Genomic DNA, 13,921 nt, shown 5'->3' with positions numbered 1-13,921 from the left:
CAGGTCAAAGGTCTGCGACTGGAGTGTGCTCGGGTCGGCGGGCGTCCACCTGGAGGTGTTCCCCGACCCGGTTGACGAGCACCGTCATCTCGTAGGCGATCTGTCCGATGTCCGCCTCGGCCCCGCTGAGGACGCACAGGCAACTGCCCGAGCCCGCGGCGGTGACGAACAGCACGGCGTCGTCGAATTCGATCATCGTCTGGCGGACCCGGCCGGCCCCGAAGTGCCGGCCCGATCCCTTGGCAAGGCTGTGCAGGCCGGAGGCCACGGCGGCGAGATGCTCCGCGTCCTCCCGCCGAAGTCCCGTGCTGGCACCGGTGACCAGGCCGTCGTTCGACAGGACCAGTGCATGGCGAACGTGGTCCACGCGCTCGGTCAGATCGTCAAGAAGCCAGCCAAGTCCTTGGTTATGCCCCATGTTCCGTCTCCCCGTGCGACTCTCCCCCTGGCCGGAGGATCTATCCGCCAGCCTTCCCCACCTCCGGCGTCCGGGCAAGCAGGATGGGCGTATGGCACAGAAGATGACCGACGAGGAATGGCGGGCGTTCGTCTCGTACGGCACCCGAACCGGCAAGCTGGCGACGGTCAGGGCGGATGGGAGCCCCCATATCGCCCCGATCTGGTTCCTGCTAGACGGTGACGAACTGGTCTTCAACACCGGCAAGGAGACCGTGAAGGGGCGAAATCTCGCCCGTGACAGCCGCGTCGCCCTGTGCGTGGACGACGACCGGCCGCCCTATTCCTTCGCGGTGCTCAACGGTGACGCCCGCCTGACGGAAGATCTGGACGAAGTACGCCACTGGGCCACCCGGATCGCCGCGCGGTACGTGGGCGAGGAGCGGGCCGAGGAGTTCGGCGCCCGCAACGGCGTTCCGGGCGAGCTGCTGGTCCGGGTGTCCATCGGCCATGTGGTCGCGATGAAGGACATGACGGACTGAGGGCTCCTCAGCCCGTCACCGCTCGAGGCGTCGGCGGCTCAACCCACCGGCGCCTCGGCCCAGCGCGTATCAGCTCACCGTGCGTCAGCTCACCGAGTCGAGCAGCCGGGCGGTGTGCATCCGCCCGGCGTACTCGACGAGGCGGATCAGCACCTCCTTGCCGGAGTCCCGGTCCCGCGCGTCGCACAGCACCACGGGCGTGCCCGAGTCCAGGTCGAGGGCGCGGGAGACGTCGTGGGCGCCGTAGGAACGAGCACCGGGGAAGCAGTTGACGGCCACCACGAACGGGATGCGCCGGTGCTCGAAGTAGTCGACCGCCGGGAAGCAGTCCTCGAGGCGGCGGGTGTCGGCGAGGACCACGGCCCCGAGGGCACCCTGCGACAGCTCGTCCCACAGGAACCAGAACCGGTCCTGCCCCGGCGTCCCGAAGAGGTAGAGGGCGAGGCCGGAGCGGATGGTGATGCGGCCGAAGTCCATGGCGACGGTCGTGGTGGTCTTCCGGTCCACGCCGTCGGTGTCGTCCACCAGCCGTCCCGCCTCGCTGAGCATCTCCTCGGTGCGCAGCGGCCGGATCTCGCTGACGGAGCCGACCAGGGTGGTCTTGCCGACGCCGAATCCGCCTGCGACAAGTATCTTCAGCGCCAGGGCGGAGCTGTCGTCGGCGGCGTCGGAGTGCTCAGAGGCCATGATCACTTCTCTCGGGAGGGCCGGCAGCGGTCGACGTGCTCGGAGCGTGGGGTCAGCATCATGACAACTCCGGTACCACTGCGGGCGTTCGGACTGAAAAGCACTCGAAGTGACCGATTCCCGTCCGGATGGTTGCCGGATGCGTACGGAACGCGTAGGGGCGGGCCCCGGGCTGGTCGTGAACGTTCATCTACAGCGCCCGCAATCCCTCGATGACCTCGCGCAGGATCCGCTCGTCCGGCAGGCGGGCCGGGGGGACCGGGCGGCTGACGGTGACGCAGCCGAGCTCCAGGAGGTCGCCGAGGAGCACCCGGACCACGCCGACCGGGAGATCCGCGTCCGCCGCGAGTTCGGCGACCGACTGCGTCTCCGTGCGGCACAGCTCGATCAGGGTCCGGTGCTCGGGGCCGAGCGCGGTCCCGTCGTCCGTCCCGGGTGCGGCGGGGTCGAGCGTGACGAGCGCGATCAGGTCGAAGGCCACTCCCGTCGGGCCGGGCTGCGTGCGCCCGCCGGTCATGGCGTAGGGGCGGACCAGGGGCCCGGCCTCGCCGTCGTACCACTGGCTGCCCGGCTCCCCCAGGGCGCCTGGCGGGTTCTCGGTCATCCGTGCCGACCCTTCCGGTTCATCCTGCGGCGGGCGGCCGCGTCACGATGCGCGGGGCCGAGGAGAGGTGTTCGCCCACCCGCTTGACCAGGCGCGCCATTTCGTAGGCGACCAGGCCGATGTCGGCGGTGACGGCCGTGAGGACCGCCAGACAGGAGCCGTCGCCCGCGGCCGCCACGAAGAGGAAGGCGTCGTCCATCTCCACCATGGTCTGGCGCACGCCGCCCGCGCCGAAGTGCCGCCCCGCGCCCTTGGCGAGGCTGTTGAAACCGGAGGCCACGGCGGCCAGATGCTCCGCGTCGTCCCGGCCGAGGCCGCTGGAGGCGCCGACCGCCAGGCCGTCGTTGGACAGGACGACCGCGTGGCGCACCTCGTGCACCCGCGTCACCAGGTCGTCCAGCAGCCAGTCGAGTTCGCCGGAGCGCTGCGCGCCCGTTCTGTTCGAGTTCTGGATCATGCCGGTTCTCCTTCGGTGCTGTCGCTGCCCGTACGGGGCTCCTGGGCGGCGCGGCCGGGCCGTCTTCCGCCGCCACGCGCCCATCCGTCGCGGTAGGCAGTCATCCGCTGCCGTACGAGGTCGGGGGTACGTGTGTCGTCCGCGTCGGGTTCGGGTTCCGGCGCCGCCTCTTCGGGGCGCTGGTGCCGGAGCTGGGGGACGAGGTTCGCCTGGCGCACGCGGCGCGGGAGATCGTCCGTGGGCTCGGATTCGGTCGGTGGGTGGTGCGGCCTCAAGGTGCTGACTCCGGTGAGCGGTGGTTCGGGCGCCGGAGTGGGCGCGGGCGGGGCGGTGACGGCCAGGGCGGGGCGGTCGGCCGGGGCGGCCACCGCGGGCGGGGGTGTCGGCACCTCGGGCACGCGCGCGTACTCGGGGCGCGGCTCCTGGAGCGCCTGGGGTTCCTCGGGGGCCGGTGCCTCGGGGCCGTTGTGCACGAGGGCGGTGGGCAGCAGGACGACGGCCGTGGTGCCGCCGTATGGCGAGGTGCGCAGATGCACCTTGATGCCGTGCCGGGAGGCGAGTCTGCTGACCACGAAGAGTCCGAGGCGGTCGGTGTCGAAGAGGTCGAGGGCCTCGGACTGCTCGATGCGCCGGTTGGCGTCGGCGAGGACGTCCGGGCCCATGCCGAGCCCGCGGTCCTCGACCTCCAGGACGTAGCCGTTGCCGACGGGTTCGCCGGAGACACGCACACGGGTGTGGGGCGGCGAGAACTGGGCGGCGTTCTCCACCAGTTCGGCCAGCAAGTGAGTGAGGTCGGCGACGGCCGCGCCGACGACCGCTGCGGCGGGGAGCTGGCGCACCTCCACGCGCGCGTAGTCCTCGACCTCGGACACGGCGGCGCGGACCACGTTGGTGAGGGAGACCGGCATCCGCCAGGCCCGGCCGGGTGCCGCTCCGGAGAGGATGATCAGGCTTTCGGCGTGACGCCGCATACGCGTGGTGAGGTGGTCCAGGCGGAAGAGGTCGCTCAGCTCGTCCGGGTCGTCGGAGCGCCGCTCCATGCTGTCCAGGAGGCTGAGCTGACGGTGCACCAGGACCTGGCTGCGCCGTGCGAGGTTGACGAAGACGCCCGAGATGCCGCTGGCGAGTTCGGCGCGCTCCATGGCGGCCCGGAGGGCCGCGCGGTGCACGGTCGTGAGGGCCTCGGCCACCTGGCCGGTCTCGTCCTCGGCCGGGGGCCCGGCGGGTGCCTCCGCCCGGATGTCGATCTCCTCACCGGCGCGCAGTTTCCGCATGGCCGTGGGGAGTTTGCGGCGGGCGATCTCCAGAGCGTCGTTGCGCAGGCTCACCAGCTCGACCACCAGCCCGCGGCCGATGCGGACGGAGATCACCAGCGAGGCGACCACCGCCGCGAGTCCGAAGAGCACGGCGGCGCCCGCGGGGCTGAGCAGTCCGCCGGTGAACGGGTCGGCGCGGCCCGCGACTTCCCGGCTCGTGTCGGCCGCGACGGCGGACATGCCCTCCTGCACGCGCGCGTACGCGACGGTCCAGGCCGACCCGGAGGACGAGTCGATCGTCCTGGCGTCACCGCCCGCGGCGAGAACGTCGTCCTCGCCGGCCGTGAGCGACATGTAGGCGCTGTCGCTCACGACGCGGCTCCAGGCGGCGCGCTGGGCCACGGGCAGGTCCGCGACGGCCGTGTCCGTCAGGGCGCGGCGGGTGGTCACGGCGGCGTCGAACAGCCGGAGCCGTTCGCCGCGCAGCGCCGTGGTCGGCCGGGTACCGGCGACGAGGGCGTTCTCCTGAGCCAACGATTCGGCGGCGCGGGAGAACTCGAGGAGCACGCGCGCGTCGGAGCCGGTGTCGGACTGCTGGATGCCGGTGAGGGCTCCGTCCACGGCGAAGGCGCTGCCGATGGTCTTCGTGTACTGCACGTACGCCTGGTTCCAGCCGGTCGTGCGGTCGAGTACGGACGAGCGCAGCGTGCGCAGTTGTTCGGCGCCCTTCACGAAGGCCGTCAGACGGCTGCCCACCACGGCGGGCAGTTCCTGACCGGCGGCGACGGTGCTGTCGTCGCCGAGGCGCAGCGCGGCCACCGCCCGGTCGGTGCGGGATACCAGGTTGCGCAGGTCGTCGGCGTGGGCGGCGCTCGGATCGTTCGCGTACCGGAGGGCGGCGGTCCGTTCGTTCTGGAGGGCGGTGACGGCGGTCGCGACCGGGCTGCGCAGTTCGTCGTCGACGCGCTGCGACTGGCGCAGCCGGGTGACGTCCTGGGCGGTGGTGACGGTGGCGTACGCCCACAGGGCCAGCAGGGAGACGACGGGGACCATCAGCAGGCAGACCACTTTGGCGCGCACCGTGCGCGGTCGCATGTGCCAGCGGCCCGCGCGCGGGGGCGTGTGGTCCGGCGGGATGTCGAGGAGCGCGTCCAGGGGCTCGTCGGCCGGCGGTCCGGCGTGCGCACGGCGACCGCGTCGCGGGGGCGGGGCCTGCGTCGACGCAGCGGCCTGTGGAGTGCTTCGGGGTGGGCGCATGGCCTCCTCGCTCGGGACGTGGTTCGGCATTGTCGGGGCGGCGCTCCCGCTAGCGGGCGGCGCTCTCGACGGGCCGTTGTTGGGCGGTGGCGGACGCCGCGCGCTCGTCGGCCGTGGGTGAGAGGGCCACGAAGGCCGAGGTGATGAACAGGTAGGAGCCGAGGCCGACGGCGAGCGGGAAGATGAACTGCATCGCCGTCGCTCCGGGCAGCGGCGCGCCCGACGGATCGACCCGCACGCTCACGGCGAACATCCCGCTGTAGTGCATGCTGCTGACGGCCGCGCCCATGACGAGGGAGGCCAGCGTCACCGCGAGGGGCGACTTGATGTTGAGGCCGGCCCACAGCGCCGCGGTCGCGGCCACGACGGCGATCACCACCGAGAGTCCGACCAGGGCGGGGTCGTAGGCCACGTGCCCATGCAGCCTCACCGCTGCCATGCCGAGGTAGTGCATGGCGGCGACGCCCAGACCTGTGGTGAGGCCGCCGAGCAGGAGCGCTCGGTTGCGGTCCTTGCTGTAGCCGACGGCGAAGACACCGGCGCACACGACGACCATGGCGACGACGAGGCTGAGAATGGTCAGGGGTACGTCGTATCGGATGTCGGTGCCGCTCACCCGGAAGCCGAGCATGGCCACGAAGTGCATGGTCCAGATGCCGGTGCCGATCGCTGAGGCGGCCGTGACGAGCCAGTTGCGGCGCGCCCGTCCGGTGGTGGCGAGCGCGCGCACGGTGCAGCGCAGGCCGAGCGCGGCACCTGTGCAGGCCATCGCGTACGACAGTGCGGGGGTCAGCCACCCGAAGGCGGCGTGGTCCATATGTCCCATGGCTCACGGACGCTAGCCGCAGCGGGGGCGTGCGCAGGGGGCGCGTTTCGAAAGGTGTCACAACATGACGCAAACGCGGTCGCACCATGACGCAGAGTTGCGATGAACGGGTCCTATCGTGCTCGATCAGGCGCGCGGCGGCGTCATCGATTCCGGTGAGAGATCATGCGGAACATGAGTGACGACCACACACACGTCCAGGAGTTCTTCGGCGCCCGGGCGGCCGGCTGGGACAGCAAGTTCCCCGACGACGGACCCGCCTATGAGGCGGCGGTGGCCGACCTCGGGTTGCGCGAGGGCGACCGCGTACTGGACGCGGGCTGTGGTACGGGGCGCGCGCTGCCGTTCCTGCGGTCCGCCGTCGGGTCGGAAGGGACGGTGATCGGGGCCGATCTGACCCCGGCGATGCTCCAGGCCGCGGTGGACGCGGGCCGGAACCGCGACGCGGCACTGCTGCTCGCCGATGTCGTCGCGCTGCCGCTGCGCTCGGAGTCGTTGGACGCCGTCTTCGCGGCGGGGCTGCTCGCGCACTTGCCGGATCCTGCCGAGAATCTGCGGGAGCTGGCCCGTGTGGTGCGGCCGGGCGGGCTGCTGGCGCTGTTCCACCCCATCGGCCGGGCGGCGCTGGCGGCACGCCAGGGGCGAGAACTCACCCCGGCCGATCTGCGCGCCGAGGCCAATCTGGGGCCGCTGCTCGCCGGTTCGGGCTGGCGCATGGCGTCGTACGTCGACCAGGACGACCACTTCCTGGCCCTGGCGGTACGCGAGTCCTGAGGCACGACGGGGCGCCCGGGGGGTGACGCGGCGACAACCACCCCCCGCGCGGCCTCCGTTCACTCCGATGCGTCGGCCGCCGGAGTGGGCGTGTGCCGTACCGGGCAGCCGCCCAGCCCCGGCACGGGCCAGGTTCCCAGCTCGGCGGTGCGATACCCGTCCGGGTAGCTTCTGACCTCCCAGTTCTGGCGGGCGAAGTGCGGGGCGCTGCGCGGTGGCAGCAGCCGGACCAGGCGGCCACGCGCCCGCACGACACGGCGCACGAGCGCGGTTGTCGCCTCACCGGGCGCTTCGTAGCGGAAGGCGCGCAGCAGCGGCTCGTCCAGCAGCGCGAGCGTGGCCGTGCGCAGCAGGGGTGCGAGAGGGCCGGGGTACCAGGACGTCATCAGGTCGAGGGTGGCGTCGGAGACCTGCCGGGATCGCTCGTCCCAGGCGAAGTGGGCCGCTTCGTAGGCGTCGAGCAGGGCCTCGAACTCCTCGTAGCTCTCCGGGATGCCGGGGATGCCCAGGTGCCGGCCGAAGGTGCGGTAGTACTCGGTGGTGGCGACGACCTCGTGCCGGGACAGGCGTCGCCAGCCGTAGGCGTCGATCCAGCGCCGGGGCATCACGACGAAGGTGGACAGGACGTAGCGCATGTCCTCGTCGCTGATGTCGTAGGCGCGGTGCATCTGGTTGATGCGGCGGATCGCGGTACGGGCCTGTTCGGCGGCGAAGCCGTGTTCCATGACGGCGTCGAGGAGCAGCGAGGTGTCGTCGTACCGCTTCTGCGTGCGGTCGGTCAGCTCAGCCGTCTCCGCCAGCAGGCGTCCGATGCTCGGGACGGCGTAGGTGCGGAACAGGGCCAGTTCCAGGGCGCGGGTGTAGTCCCAGGGGAATTCGAACGCAGCGCTGAGCCGGTAGATCTCGTGGGCGTCGGCGACGGGGTCCAGCCGCCGGATCTCCTGGAGCCGCGCGAACCGTTTCACTGACCTGTCCCCTTCTGCCGTTGAATCTCCAACTCTACGGTGGGCAGCGGCAGATGCTCGATCGGCGACTACCCCGGTCAGGGGAAAGGCGGTTCGCATGTTCGACACGATCCGCAGGTACGTGACCAAGTTCCACAGCACCTCCTCACAGGTGAAGCCCGTGCGGAGGCCCGCGCGGCGCACCCCCAACTTGTTCGAGGCGGCGGCCGCCTATGTGGCGGCGCGCGCCGAGGACGATCAGGACGGGATGGACGAGGCATCGGCCTGGGTGTCGCCGGAGGCGCTGTCCTTCGGGGTCAACGAGCTGGCGTGTCGTGCCGTCGTCACCCTCGCCCGGGAACGGTCCACATCTCCCCGTGCGGTCGCCCGTGATCTCCTCGGCCTGCCCGCGGTGTGAAAGACGGCGGTGACGGACAGGGGCCGATTCGCCCCCGTCCGGGCGGAAAACCGCAGCTCCGGGTGGTGCGCGTACTCGTGACAACCCTCTCCCGCTCCCACTAGGGTGCGCGCCACGGACGAACCACTGGGGAGGCTGAGATGGCCGGGACGGACGAGGAAACCGTCACCTCCAGCGACGCGCTGTTCGTACTCACGGCGGTGCTGCTGACACCGGCGCAGTTCCCCAGCGTGCTGGGTGACGACTATCCGGAGGCGTGCGCGGCGCTGGGACTGGCGCCATGCGCCGACGGGTACGGACTGGTCCTCGGCCAGGACGGCGAGGGGGCTCGCTGGACGGCGGTGATCGACGACGTGTCGCTGGTCGCCGTCGCCATCGCGTCCTGGGACTGCGGTATGGAGTACGACCTCTCGCCGGACGAGCGGACGATCGTGGCGGCGCTGCCCGGGTGGCCGCTCGCCGTCGCCGTCGCGGCACCCGATGTGCCCGCACCGCACGACCCGTCCCCGGAGGACGGCGGCATGGAGCCGCTCGTCCCGCCCGACGCGACGGTCTGGGGACCGGCGCAGCGGCGTCTCGGAGCCGACGAGATCGCGCTCCAGTGGGCGACATGGCGGAACAAGTTGCGCGGCGGTGTCTTCGCCGCGCCGGACGACTCGACGGAAGAGACGGAGTCCGCGCCCCCCTCCGAGGAGCGCAAACCGAAGAGCGGGCATCCGGGAGTCCGACGGGTGCTGGCGGAGGCGCGCGCGTACCTCGACTCACCGCCGCCGCTCGGCCGGGTCCGCTCGGCGTTCGCCCCCGGAGACGCCCGGACGCTGCGCGCCGACGGTCCGGGCTGGTCGATCGTGGCCCGCACCGACGACATAGCCTTCGTCCTCCTCGACGAGAAGCCCGGCGAGGTGCTGCCGGTGGGCCGTGGCCCGGAGCTTCCCGGCCTGTTGGAGGCGCTGGACAAGATGGCCGTCCGGCCCAACTGATCCGACGGCGAACACTCCCGAAGGCACCGGAGGAGCCACGCCACCCGCGCGGGCGCGGCCTCCACTGCCCGGTCCGCCCACGGCCGGCTCGACGAGAGGATGGACGCGGCTCGCGTCAGCGGCCCAGCTCCTTTCGCGTGACCCGGCGCAGCCTCCGCCGCTGCGAGGGGTCCAGCGCCAGATAGGCCGCTGCCGGTACTCCCACGATGACCAGAAGTGCCACCCACCAGGGCAGCCATATGAGCAAGATCAGCCCGACGGCCAGACCACCCACCGCGATCTTCGCGTTCCTGGACATGAGCGCCGCCTCCTTCGTCGCAGCCACTGCCGCTCTCTGCATGGGAAACGGCTCCACGAGCGCCGCGGTTCCGGCCTGCGTCCCTGAGACATCCCTGATGAGCCCCTGAGACGCGATCTCGGGGGCTCATCAGGGACTACGAGGACGGGAAGCCGGGTAGACACCCGCGTTCCGACCCGGTGCGGCTACTTCAGCCCCGCGCGCCGAGCAGGTGGTCCATCGCCAGCTGGTCCAGCCGCTCGAAGGCCATGCCGCGCGCCCCGGCGGACTCGACGTCGAAGTCCTCGAACGCGGCGCGGTCGGCAAGCAACGCGTCCAGGCCGTCCGCCGCCGTCGGCTGAGCGAGCTGGTCGAGACGCGAGGCGCGCAGGGCCTCCTGGACCTCGGGATCGGCCCGGAAGGCGGCGGCGCGGTCCTTCAGGATCAGGTAGTTGCGCATGCAGCCGGCCGCCGACGCCCACACCCCGTCGAGGTCCTCGGTCCGCGGCGGCTTGAAGTCGAAGTGGCGGGGGCCGTCGTAACCGGCGCTCTCCAGCAGGTCGACGAGCCAGAAGGCGGACCGGAGGTCTCCGGCGCCGAAACGCAGGTCCTGGTCGTACTTGATGCCCGACTGTCCGTTGAGGTCGATGTGGAAGAGCTTGCCCGCCCAGAGCGCCTGGGCGATGCCGTGCGGGAAGTTGAGGCCGGCCATCTGCTCGTGGCCCACCTCGGGGTTGACGCCGTACAGCTCCGGCCGCTCCAGGCGCTCGATGAAGGCGAGGGCGTGGCCGACGGTCGGGAGCAGGATGTCGCCGCGCGGCTCGTTCGGCTTGGGCTCGATGGCGAAGCGGATGTCGTAGCCCTGCGCGGTGACGTACTCGCCGAGGAGGTCGAACGCCTCCTTCATCCGGTCCAGCGCGTTCCGCACGTCCTTGGCCCCGCCGGACTCGGCACCCTCGCGTCCACCCCAGGCGACGTAGGTCCGGGCGCCTAGCTCCACGGCGAGGTCGATGTTGCGGATGGTCTTGCGCAGGGCGTAGCGGCGCACGTCGCGGTCGTTGGCGGTGAAGCCGCCGTCCTTGAAGACCGGGTGCGTGAAGAGGTTGGTCGTGGCCATCGGCACGCTCATGCCGGTGGCGTCGAGCGCCTGCCGGAAGCGCTTGACGTGCGACTCGCGCTCGGTCTCCGAGGCGCCGAACGGGATCAGGTCGTCGTCGTGGAACGTGACCCCGTGGGCGCCCAGCTCGGCCAGGCGCTGGACCGTCTCGACCGGGTCGAGGGCACGGCGGGTGGCATCGCCGAAGGGGTCCTTGCCCTGCCAGCCGACGGTCCAGAGACCGAAGGTGAACCTGTCCTCGGGGGTGGGCTGGTAACTCATGTCGCGGCTCCTTCGCTGCACACGGCTATTTCGTCATGGCCGTTTACAAATTAGTATGCGAACACATCTCTGGGAAGAGACAAGGTGTCTCGGACAGTGAGGCGGGCTTCGACAGGTGCCGTGCGGCTTCGACGAACGTGCGAAACGTGCCGGTGTCCGCCCGCTCGCCGTCCGCCCCGCAGAGCCGCGGAAGAGGAGAGCCCGATGTCAGCAGCCGAGGGTCCGCTCGTCGTCGGCGTGGACACATCCACGCAGTCCACGAAGGCACTGGTCGTCGACGCGGCGACCGGGGAGGTGGTGGCGAGCGGTCAGGCGCCTCACACGGTGTCCTCCGGCGAGGGCCGGGAGAGCGATCCCCGCCAGTGGTGGGCGGCCCTGTGCGAGGCGCTTCACCAGTGCGGCGACGCGGCGCGCGAGGCGGCGGCCGTGTCCATCGGCGGCCAGCAGCACGGCCTGGTCACGCTGGACGGACAGGGTGAACCGGTGCGGCCCGCCCTGCTGTGGAACGACGTCCGTTCGGCACCGCAGGCCCGCCGTCTCGTGGACGAACTGGGCGGTCCTGAAGCCTGGGCGGAGCGCGCCGGAAGCGTGCCGGGTCCCTCGTTCACGGTGACGAAGTGGGCATGGCTGGCCGAACACGAGCCCGAGGCCGTCCGCGCCACCAAGGCTGTACGACTCCCCCACGACTACCTCACCGAACGCCTCACCGGTCAGGGCACCACCGACCGGGGCGACGCCTCCGGCACCGGCTGGTGGGCGTCCGGGACGGAGACGTACGACGAGGAGACCCTGGCTCACGTGGGGCTCGATCCGGCACTGCTGCCGCGCGTCGTGCGCCCCGGCGAAGTCGCCGGCACCGTTCGCGACAGCCATGATCTGCCCTTCTCCAAAGGAACGCTGGTAGCGCCGGGCACGGGGGACAACGCGGCCGCGGCACTCGGTCTGGGACTGCTTCCGGGCACCCCGGTGCTCAGCCTCGGCACCTCGGGCACGGTCTACGCCGTCTCCCGGCACCGGCCCGCCGATCCGACCGGCACGGTCGCCGGTTTCGCCGACGCTCACGGGGACTGGCTGCCACTGGCCTGCACACTCAACTGCACTCTCGCGGTGGACCGGATCGCCGCCCTGCTGGGCCTGGACCGCGAGGCCGTGGAGCCGGGCACCTCGGTCACCGTGCTCCCGTATCTGGACGGCGAGCGCACGCCGAACCTGCCACACGCCTCCGGTCTGCTGCACGGGCTGCGCCACGACACGACCGCCGGTCAACTGCTCCAGGCCGCCTACGACGGCGCGGTCCACTCCCTGCTCGGCGCCCTCGACCTGGTGCTCGACCAGGACGCCGACCGCACCACTCCCCTGCTGCTGATCGGCGGCGGCGCGCGCGGCACGGCCTGGCGGCAGACGGTACGCAGGCTGTCGGGCCGTCCGGTCCAGATCCCCGAGGCCAGGGAGTTGGTCGCGCTCGGCGCCGCCGCCCAGGCTGCGGGCCTGCTGACCGGTGAGGACCCGGCGTCGGTGGCACGGCGCTGGAACACGACGGCCGGACCGGTGCTGGACCCCGTTGAGCGGGACGAGGCCGCCCTCGCCCGGATCTCCGGGGTACTCTCCGACGCGGCACCGCTGCTGGAGCGGGGTACGGAACGCGGCTGAGCGGAACGGCTCGGCCGTGAAACCGCGTACCGGCGGCCCGCCATGGACGCCGTGAACCGACGGACCACCATCGCGGCACAAAGGAACACCGAGGAAACGACGGAGGCATGACCGCACCGCTGCCCGACGCGCGCCCGCCCAGGAAGGGGCGCGCGCTGCCGGACACCCAGCACGGCATACGCCGGCGCAACCTGGGGCGCGTCATGCACGCCGTCAGCGCGGAGGGTCCGCTGTCCCGGGCCGCGGTCGCCTCCCACATCGGCCTGACCCGGGCGGCCGTCTCGACCATGGTCGACGATCTGATCCGCTGGGAACTCCTGGAGGAACTGGGCCCTGAGCGGCCCGGCCGCGTGGGGCGCCCGGGATCGGCGCTCGCGGTGAGCGGGCGCGGCCCGGCCGGTATCGGTGCCGAGGTCGGCGTGGACCACCTCGCCGTCTGCGCCGTCGACCTGCGCGGCAGGGTGCGTGCCCGGGCGGTGCGCCACGGCTCCAACCGAGGGCGTGCTCCCGAACCGGTGACGGAGGAACTCACGGAGCTGATCCGCCGAGTCGTGGCCGAGGCGGAACGGGACGGTCTGTGGGCCGCGGGGCTCGCGGTGGCCGTGCCCGGTCTGATCGCCCGCGACGGCCGCACGGTCGTTCGCGCGCCGAACCTCGGCTGGCAGGACACGGACCTCGGCGCGCTGCTGCCCGCCGAGCTGTCTCCGACCGTGGACAACGAGGCGAACTTCGGCGCTCTCGCCGAGTTGTGGCTCGGCGTCGGCACTCCCCCCGACTTCCTGCATGTGTCGGCTGAGATCGGTATCGGCGCGGCGGTCGTCGTGGACGGAGACCTGTTGCGCGGTACGCGGGGCTTCGCGGGTGAACTGGGCCATGTGCCGGTCCGGCCCGACGGGCCCGACTGCCCCTGCGGTGGCCGGGGCTGCCTGGAGCAGTACGCGGGCGAGGAGGCGGTACGGCGGGCGGCGGGGATCGAACCGCACGAGGAACTGGTCGGGCTGCTCGCGGAGCGTGCCGCGTCGGGCGACCGGGCCGTTCGCGGCGCGCTGAGCGACGCCGGTACGGCGCTGGGGATCGCCCTGACCGGAGCGGTCAACCTCCTCGACCCCCAGACGGTCGTCCTCGGCGGGGCCCTGGCTGGTCTCTCGCCCTGGCTGCTGCCCTCCCTGGAGGCCGAGTTGCGCGGTCGCACGGCCGGTCCGGCGTGCCCGGTGACCGTGTCCGCGCTCGGTCCGGAGGGCCCGCTGCTCGGCGCGGCCCATGCCGTGGTGCGAGCGGTGCTGGACGACCCGGCGGTCGTGGCGGAACGGTTCTGACGGCGGGTCTCCTGCGGCGTTGAGACGCGGTGACCGATGCCGTCCAGTCCTGCTGGGACTTGGGCGCGGGGCTCGATGCCCAGTGCTGGTCTGCCGAAACTCACTCGTTCAGGCGGCCGAGTTGTCCACAACACCTGCCCAGTCCACGGAAACGTCGCA

The 13,921-nt window shown here is 72.0% G+C and carries 15 protein-coding genes; 6 read left to right on the top strand and 9 right to left on the bottom strand.

Translation table 11 applies throughout. From position 1 onward, the window contains the following. Nucleotides 1-4: 4 nt before the first annotated feature. Nucleotides 5-418 (bottom strand): roadblock/LC7 domain-containing protein, encoded by a 414-nt coding sequence (locus ACWEEU_RS08040; RefSeq protein ID WP_199582027.1) that lies wholly within the window; start codon nt 416-418, stop codon nt 5-7. 91 nt (nt 419-509) lie between these two features. Here ACWEEU_RS08040 and ACWEEU_RS08035 point away from each other — a divergent pair, with 91 nt between their 5' ends. Then, nucleotides 510-938, top strand: coding sequence for a PPOX class F420-dependent oxidoreductase (locus ACWEEU_RS08035; protein WP_451729865.1), 429 nt, complete (start codon nt 510-512; stop codon nt 936-938). Between the two features lie 84 nt (nt 939-1,022). Here ACWEEU_RS08035 and ACWEEU_RS08030 read toward each other — a convergent pair whose 3' ends face one another. The 5 genes from ACWEEU_RS08030 to ACWEEU_RS08010 form a co-directional block, all read right to left on the bottom strand. After that, entirely contained in the window at nt 1,023-1,625 is a 603-nt protein-coding gene (locus ACWEEU_RS08030) for a GTP-binding protein (protein ID WP_385748167.1), read from the bottom strand. Between the two features lie 190 nt (nt 1,626-1,815). Continuing rightward, entirely contained in the window at nt 1,816-2,229 is a 414-nt protein-coding gene (locus ACWEEU_RS08025; RefSeq protein ID WP_385748169.1) for a DUF742 domain-containing protein, read from the bottom strand. Nucleotides 2,230-2,248: 19 nt separating this feature from the next. Beyond that, a complete protein-coding gene (locus tag ACWEEU_RS08020) occupies nt 2,249-2,686 on the bottom strand; it encodes a roadblock/LC7 domain-containing protein (RefSeq protein WP_385748171.1) in 438 nt (145 codons plus the stop codon). Further along, a complete protein-coding gene (locus ACWEEU_RS08015; RefSeq protein ID WP_451729860.1) occupies nt 2,683-5,199 on the bottom strand; it encodes a sensor histidine kinase in 2,517 nt (838 codons plus the stop codon). Before ACWEEU_RS08015 ends, ACWEEU_RS08020 begins: the two co-directional genes overlap by 4 nt. A 49-nt stretch (nt 5,200-5,248) precedes the next feature. Further along, a complete protein-coding gene (locus tag ACWEEU_RS08010; RefSeq protein WP_451729857.1) occupies nt 5,249-6,025 on the bottom strand; it encodes an MHYT domain-containing protein in 777 nt (258 codons plus the stop codon). Between the two features lie 174 nt (nt 6,026-6,199). Here ACWEEU_RS08010 and ACWEEU_RS08005 point away from each other — a divergent pair, with 174 nt between their 5' ends. Then, nucleotides 6,200-6,799: a class I SAM-dependent methyltransferase gene (locus ACWEEU_RS08005; protein ID WP_385744514.1), complete on the top strand. Its 600-nt coding sequence runs from the start codon at nt 6,200-6,202 to the stop codon at nt 6,797-6,799. 59 nt (nt 6,800-6,858) lie between these two features. Here ACWEEU_RS08005 and ACWEEU_RS08000 read toward each other — a convergent pair whose 3' ends face one another. Further along, complete coding sequence (locus ACWEEU_RS08000; RefSeq protein ID WP_451729853.1) at nt 6,859-7,764, bottom strand: oxygenase MpaB family protein; 906 nt, start codon at nt 7,762-7,764, stop codon at nt 6,859-6,861. A gap of 97 nt (nt 7,765-7,861) precedes the next feature. On the opposite strand from ACWEEU_RS08000, the gene ACWEEU_RS07995 reads away from it, so the two are divergent. Next, on the top strand, nt 7,862-8,161 hold the full coding sequence (locus ACWEEU_RS07995; RefSeq protein WP_451729850.1) for a hypothetical protein: 300 nt from the start codon (nt 7,862-7,864) through the stop codon (nt 8,159-8,161). A 140-nt stretch (nt 8,162-8,301) separates the two neighbouring features. Next, on the top strand, nt 8,302-9,141 hold the full coding sequence (locus ACWEEU_RS07990) for a hypothetical protein (RefSeq protein WP_385744518.1): 840 nt from the start codon (nt 8,302-8,304) through the stop codon (nt 9,139-9,141). Nucleotides 9,142-9,256: 115 nt separating this feature from the next. Here the strand turns inward: ACWEEU_RS07990 and ACWEEU_RS07985 are convergent, their stop codons facing one another. After that, nucleotides 9,257-9,439 (bottom strand): hypothetical protein, encoded by a 183-nt coding sequence (locus tag ACWEEU_RS07985; RefSeq protein WP_451729846.1) that lies wholly within the window; start codon nt 9,437-9,439, stop codon nt 9,257-9,259. Nucleotides 9,440-9,629: 190 nt separating this feature from the next. After that, nucleotides 9,630-10,796 carry a xylose isomerase gene (gene xylA / locus ACWEEU_RS07980; RefSeq protein ID WP_451729843.1) on the bottom strand — a complete coding sequence of 389 codons (1,167 nt, stop codon included), beginning with the start codon at nt 10,794-10,796 and terminating at the stop codon, nt 9,630-9,632. A gap of 204 nt (nt 10,797-11,000) precedes the next feature. On the opposite strand from xylA, the gene xylB reads away from it, so the two are divergent. Next, on the top strand, nt 11,001-12,446 hold the full coding sequence (xylB, locus tag ACWEEU_RS07975) for a xylulokinase (protein WP_451729840.1): 1,446 nt from the start codon (nt 11,001-11,003) through the stop codon (nt 12,444-12,446). Nucleotides 12,447-12,553: 107 nt separating this feature from the next. After that, a complete protein-coding gene (locus ACWEEU_RS07970) occupies nt 12,554-13,762 on the top strand; it encodes an ROK family protein (RefSeq protein ID WP_385744524.1) in 1,209 nt (402 codons plus the stop codon). The last annotated feature ends 159 nt before the right edge of the window (nt 13,763-13,921 follow it).

Source organism: Streptomyces sp. NPDC005004 (assembly GCF_053600675.1).
This window is presented reverse-complemented; position numbering and strand designations above follow the sequence as displayed.

Excerpts from the sequence above, each read along its gene's own strand:
- ACWEEU_RS08015 (WP_451729860.1), bottom strand. The coding sequence starts at position 5,199 with ATGCGCCCACCCCGAAGCACTCCACAGGCCGCTGCGTCGACGCAGGCC.
- ACWEEU_RS08030 (WP_385748167.1), bottom strand. The coding sequence starts at position 1,625 with ATGGCCTCTGAGCACTCCGACGCCGCCGACGACAGCTCCGCCCTGGCG.
- ACWEEU_RS08035 (WP_451729865.1), top strand. The coding sequence starts at position 510 with ATGGCACAGAAGATGACCGACGAGGAATGGCGGGCGTTCGTCTCGTAC.
- xylB (WP_451729840.1), top strand. The coding sequence starts at position 11,001 with ATGTCAGCAGCCGAGGGTCCGCTCGTCGTCGGCGTGGACACATCCACG.
- ACWEEU_RS08005 (WP_385744514.1), top strand. The coding sequence starts at position 6,200 with ATGAGTGACGACCACACACACGTCCAGGAGTTCTTCGGCGCCCGGGCG.
- ACWEEU_RS07985 (WP_451729846.1), bottom strand. The coding sequence starts at position 9,439 with ATGTCCAGGAACGCGAAGATCGCGGTGGGTGGTCTGGCCGTCGGGCTG.
- ACWEEU_RS07990 (WP_385744518.1), top strand. The coding sequence starts at position 8,302 with ATGGCCGGGACGGACGAGGAAACCGTCACCTCCAGCGACGCGCTGTTC.
- ACWEEU_RS08025 (WP_385748169.1), bottom strand. The coding sequence starts at position 2,229 with ATGACCGAGAACCCGCCAGGCGCCCTGGGGGAGCCGGGCAGCCAGTGG.
- ACWEEU_RS08020 (WP_385748171.1), bottom strand. The coding sequence starts at position 2,686 with ATGATCCAGAACTCGAACAGAACGGGCGCGCAGCGCTCCGGCGAACTC.
- ACWEEU_RS07995 (WP_451729850.1), top strand. The coding sequence starts at position 7,862 with ATGTTCGACACGATCCGCAGGTACGTGACCAAGTTCCACAGCACCTCC.
- ACWEEU_RS08040 (WP_199582027.1), bottom strand. The coding sequence starts at position 418 with ATGGGGCATAACCAAGGACTTGGCTGGCTTCTTGACGATCTGACCGAG.
- ACWEEU_RS08010 (WP_451729857.1), bottom strand. The coding sequence starts at position 6,025 with ATGGGACATATGGACCACGCCGCCTTCGGGTGGCTGACCCCCGCACTG.
- ACWEEU_RS07970 (WP_385744524.1), top strand. The coding sequence starts at position 12,554 with ATGACCGCACCGCTGCCCGACGCGCGCCCGCCCAGGAAGGGGCGCGCG.
- xylA (WP_451729843.1), bottom strand. The coding sequence starts at position 10,796 with ATGAGTTACCAGCCCACCCCCGAGGACAGGTTCACCTTCGGTCTCTGG.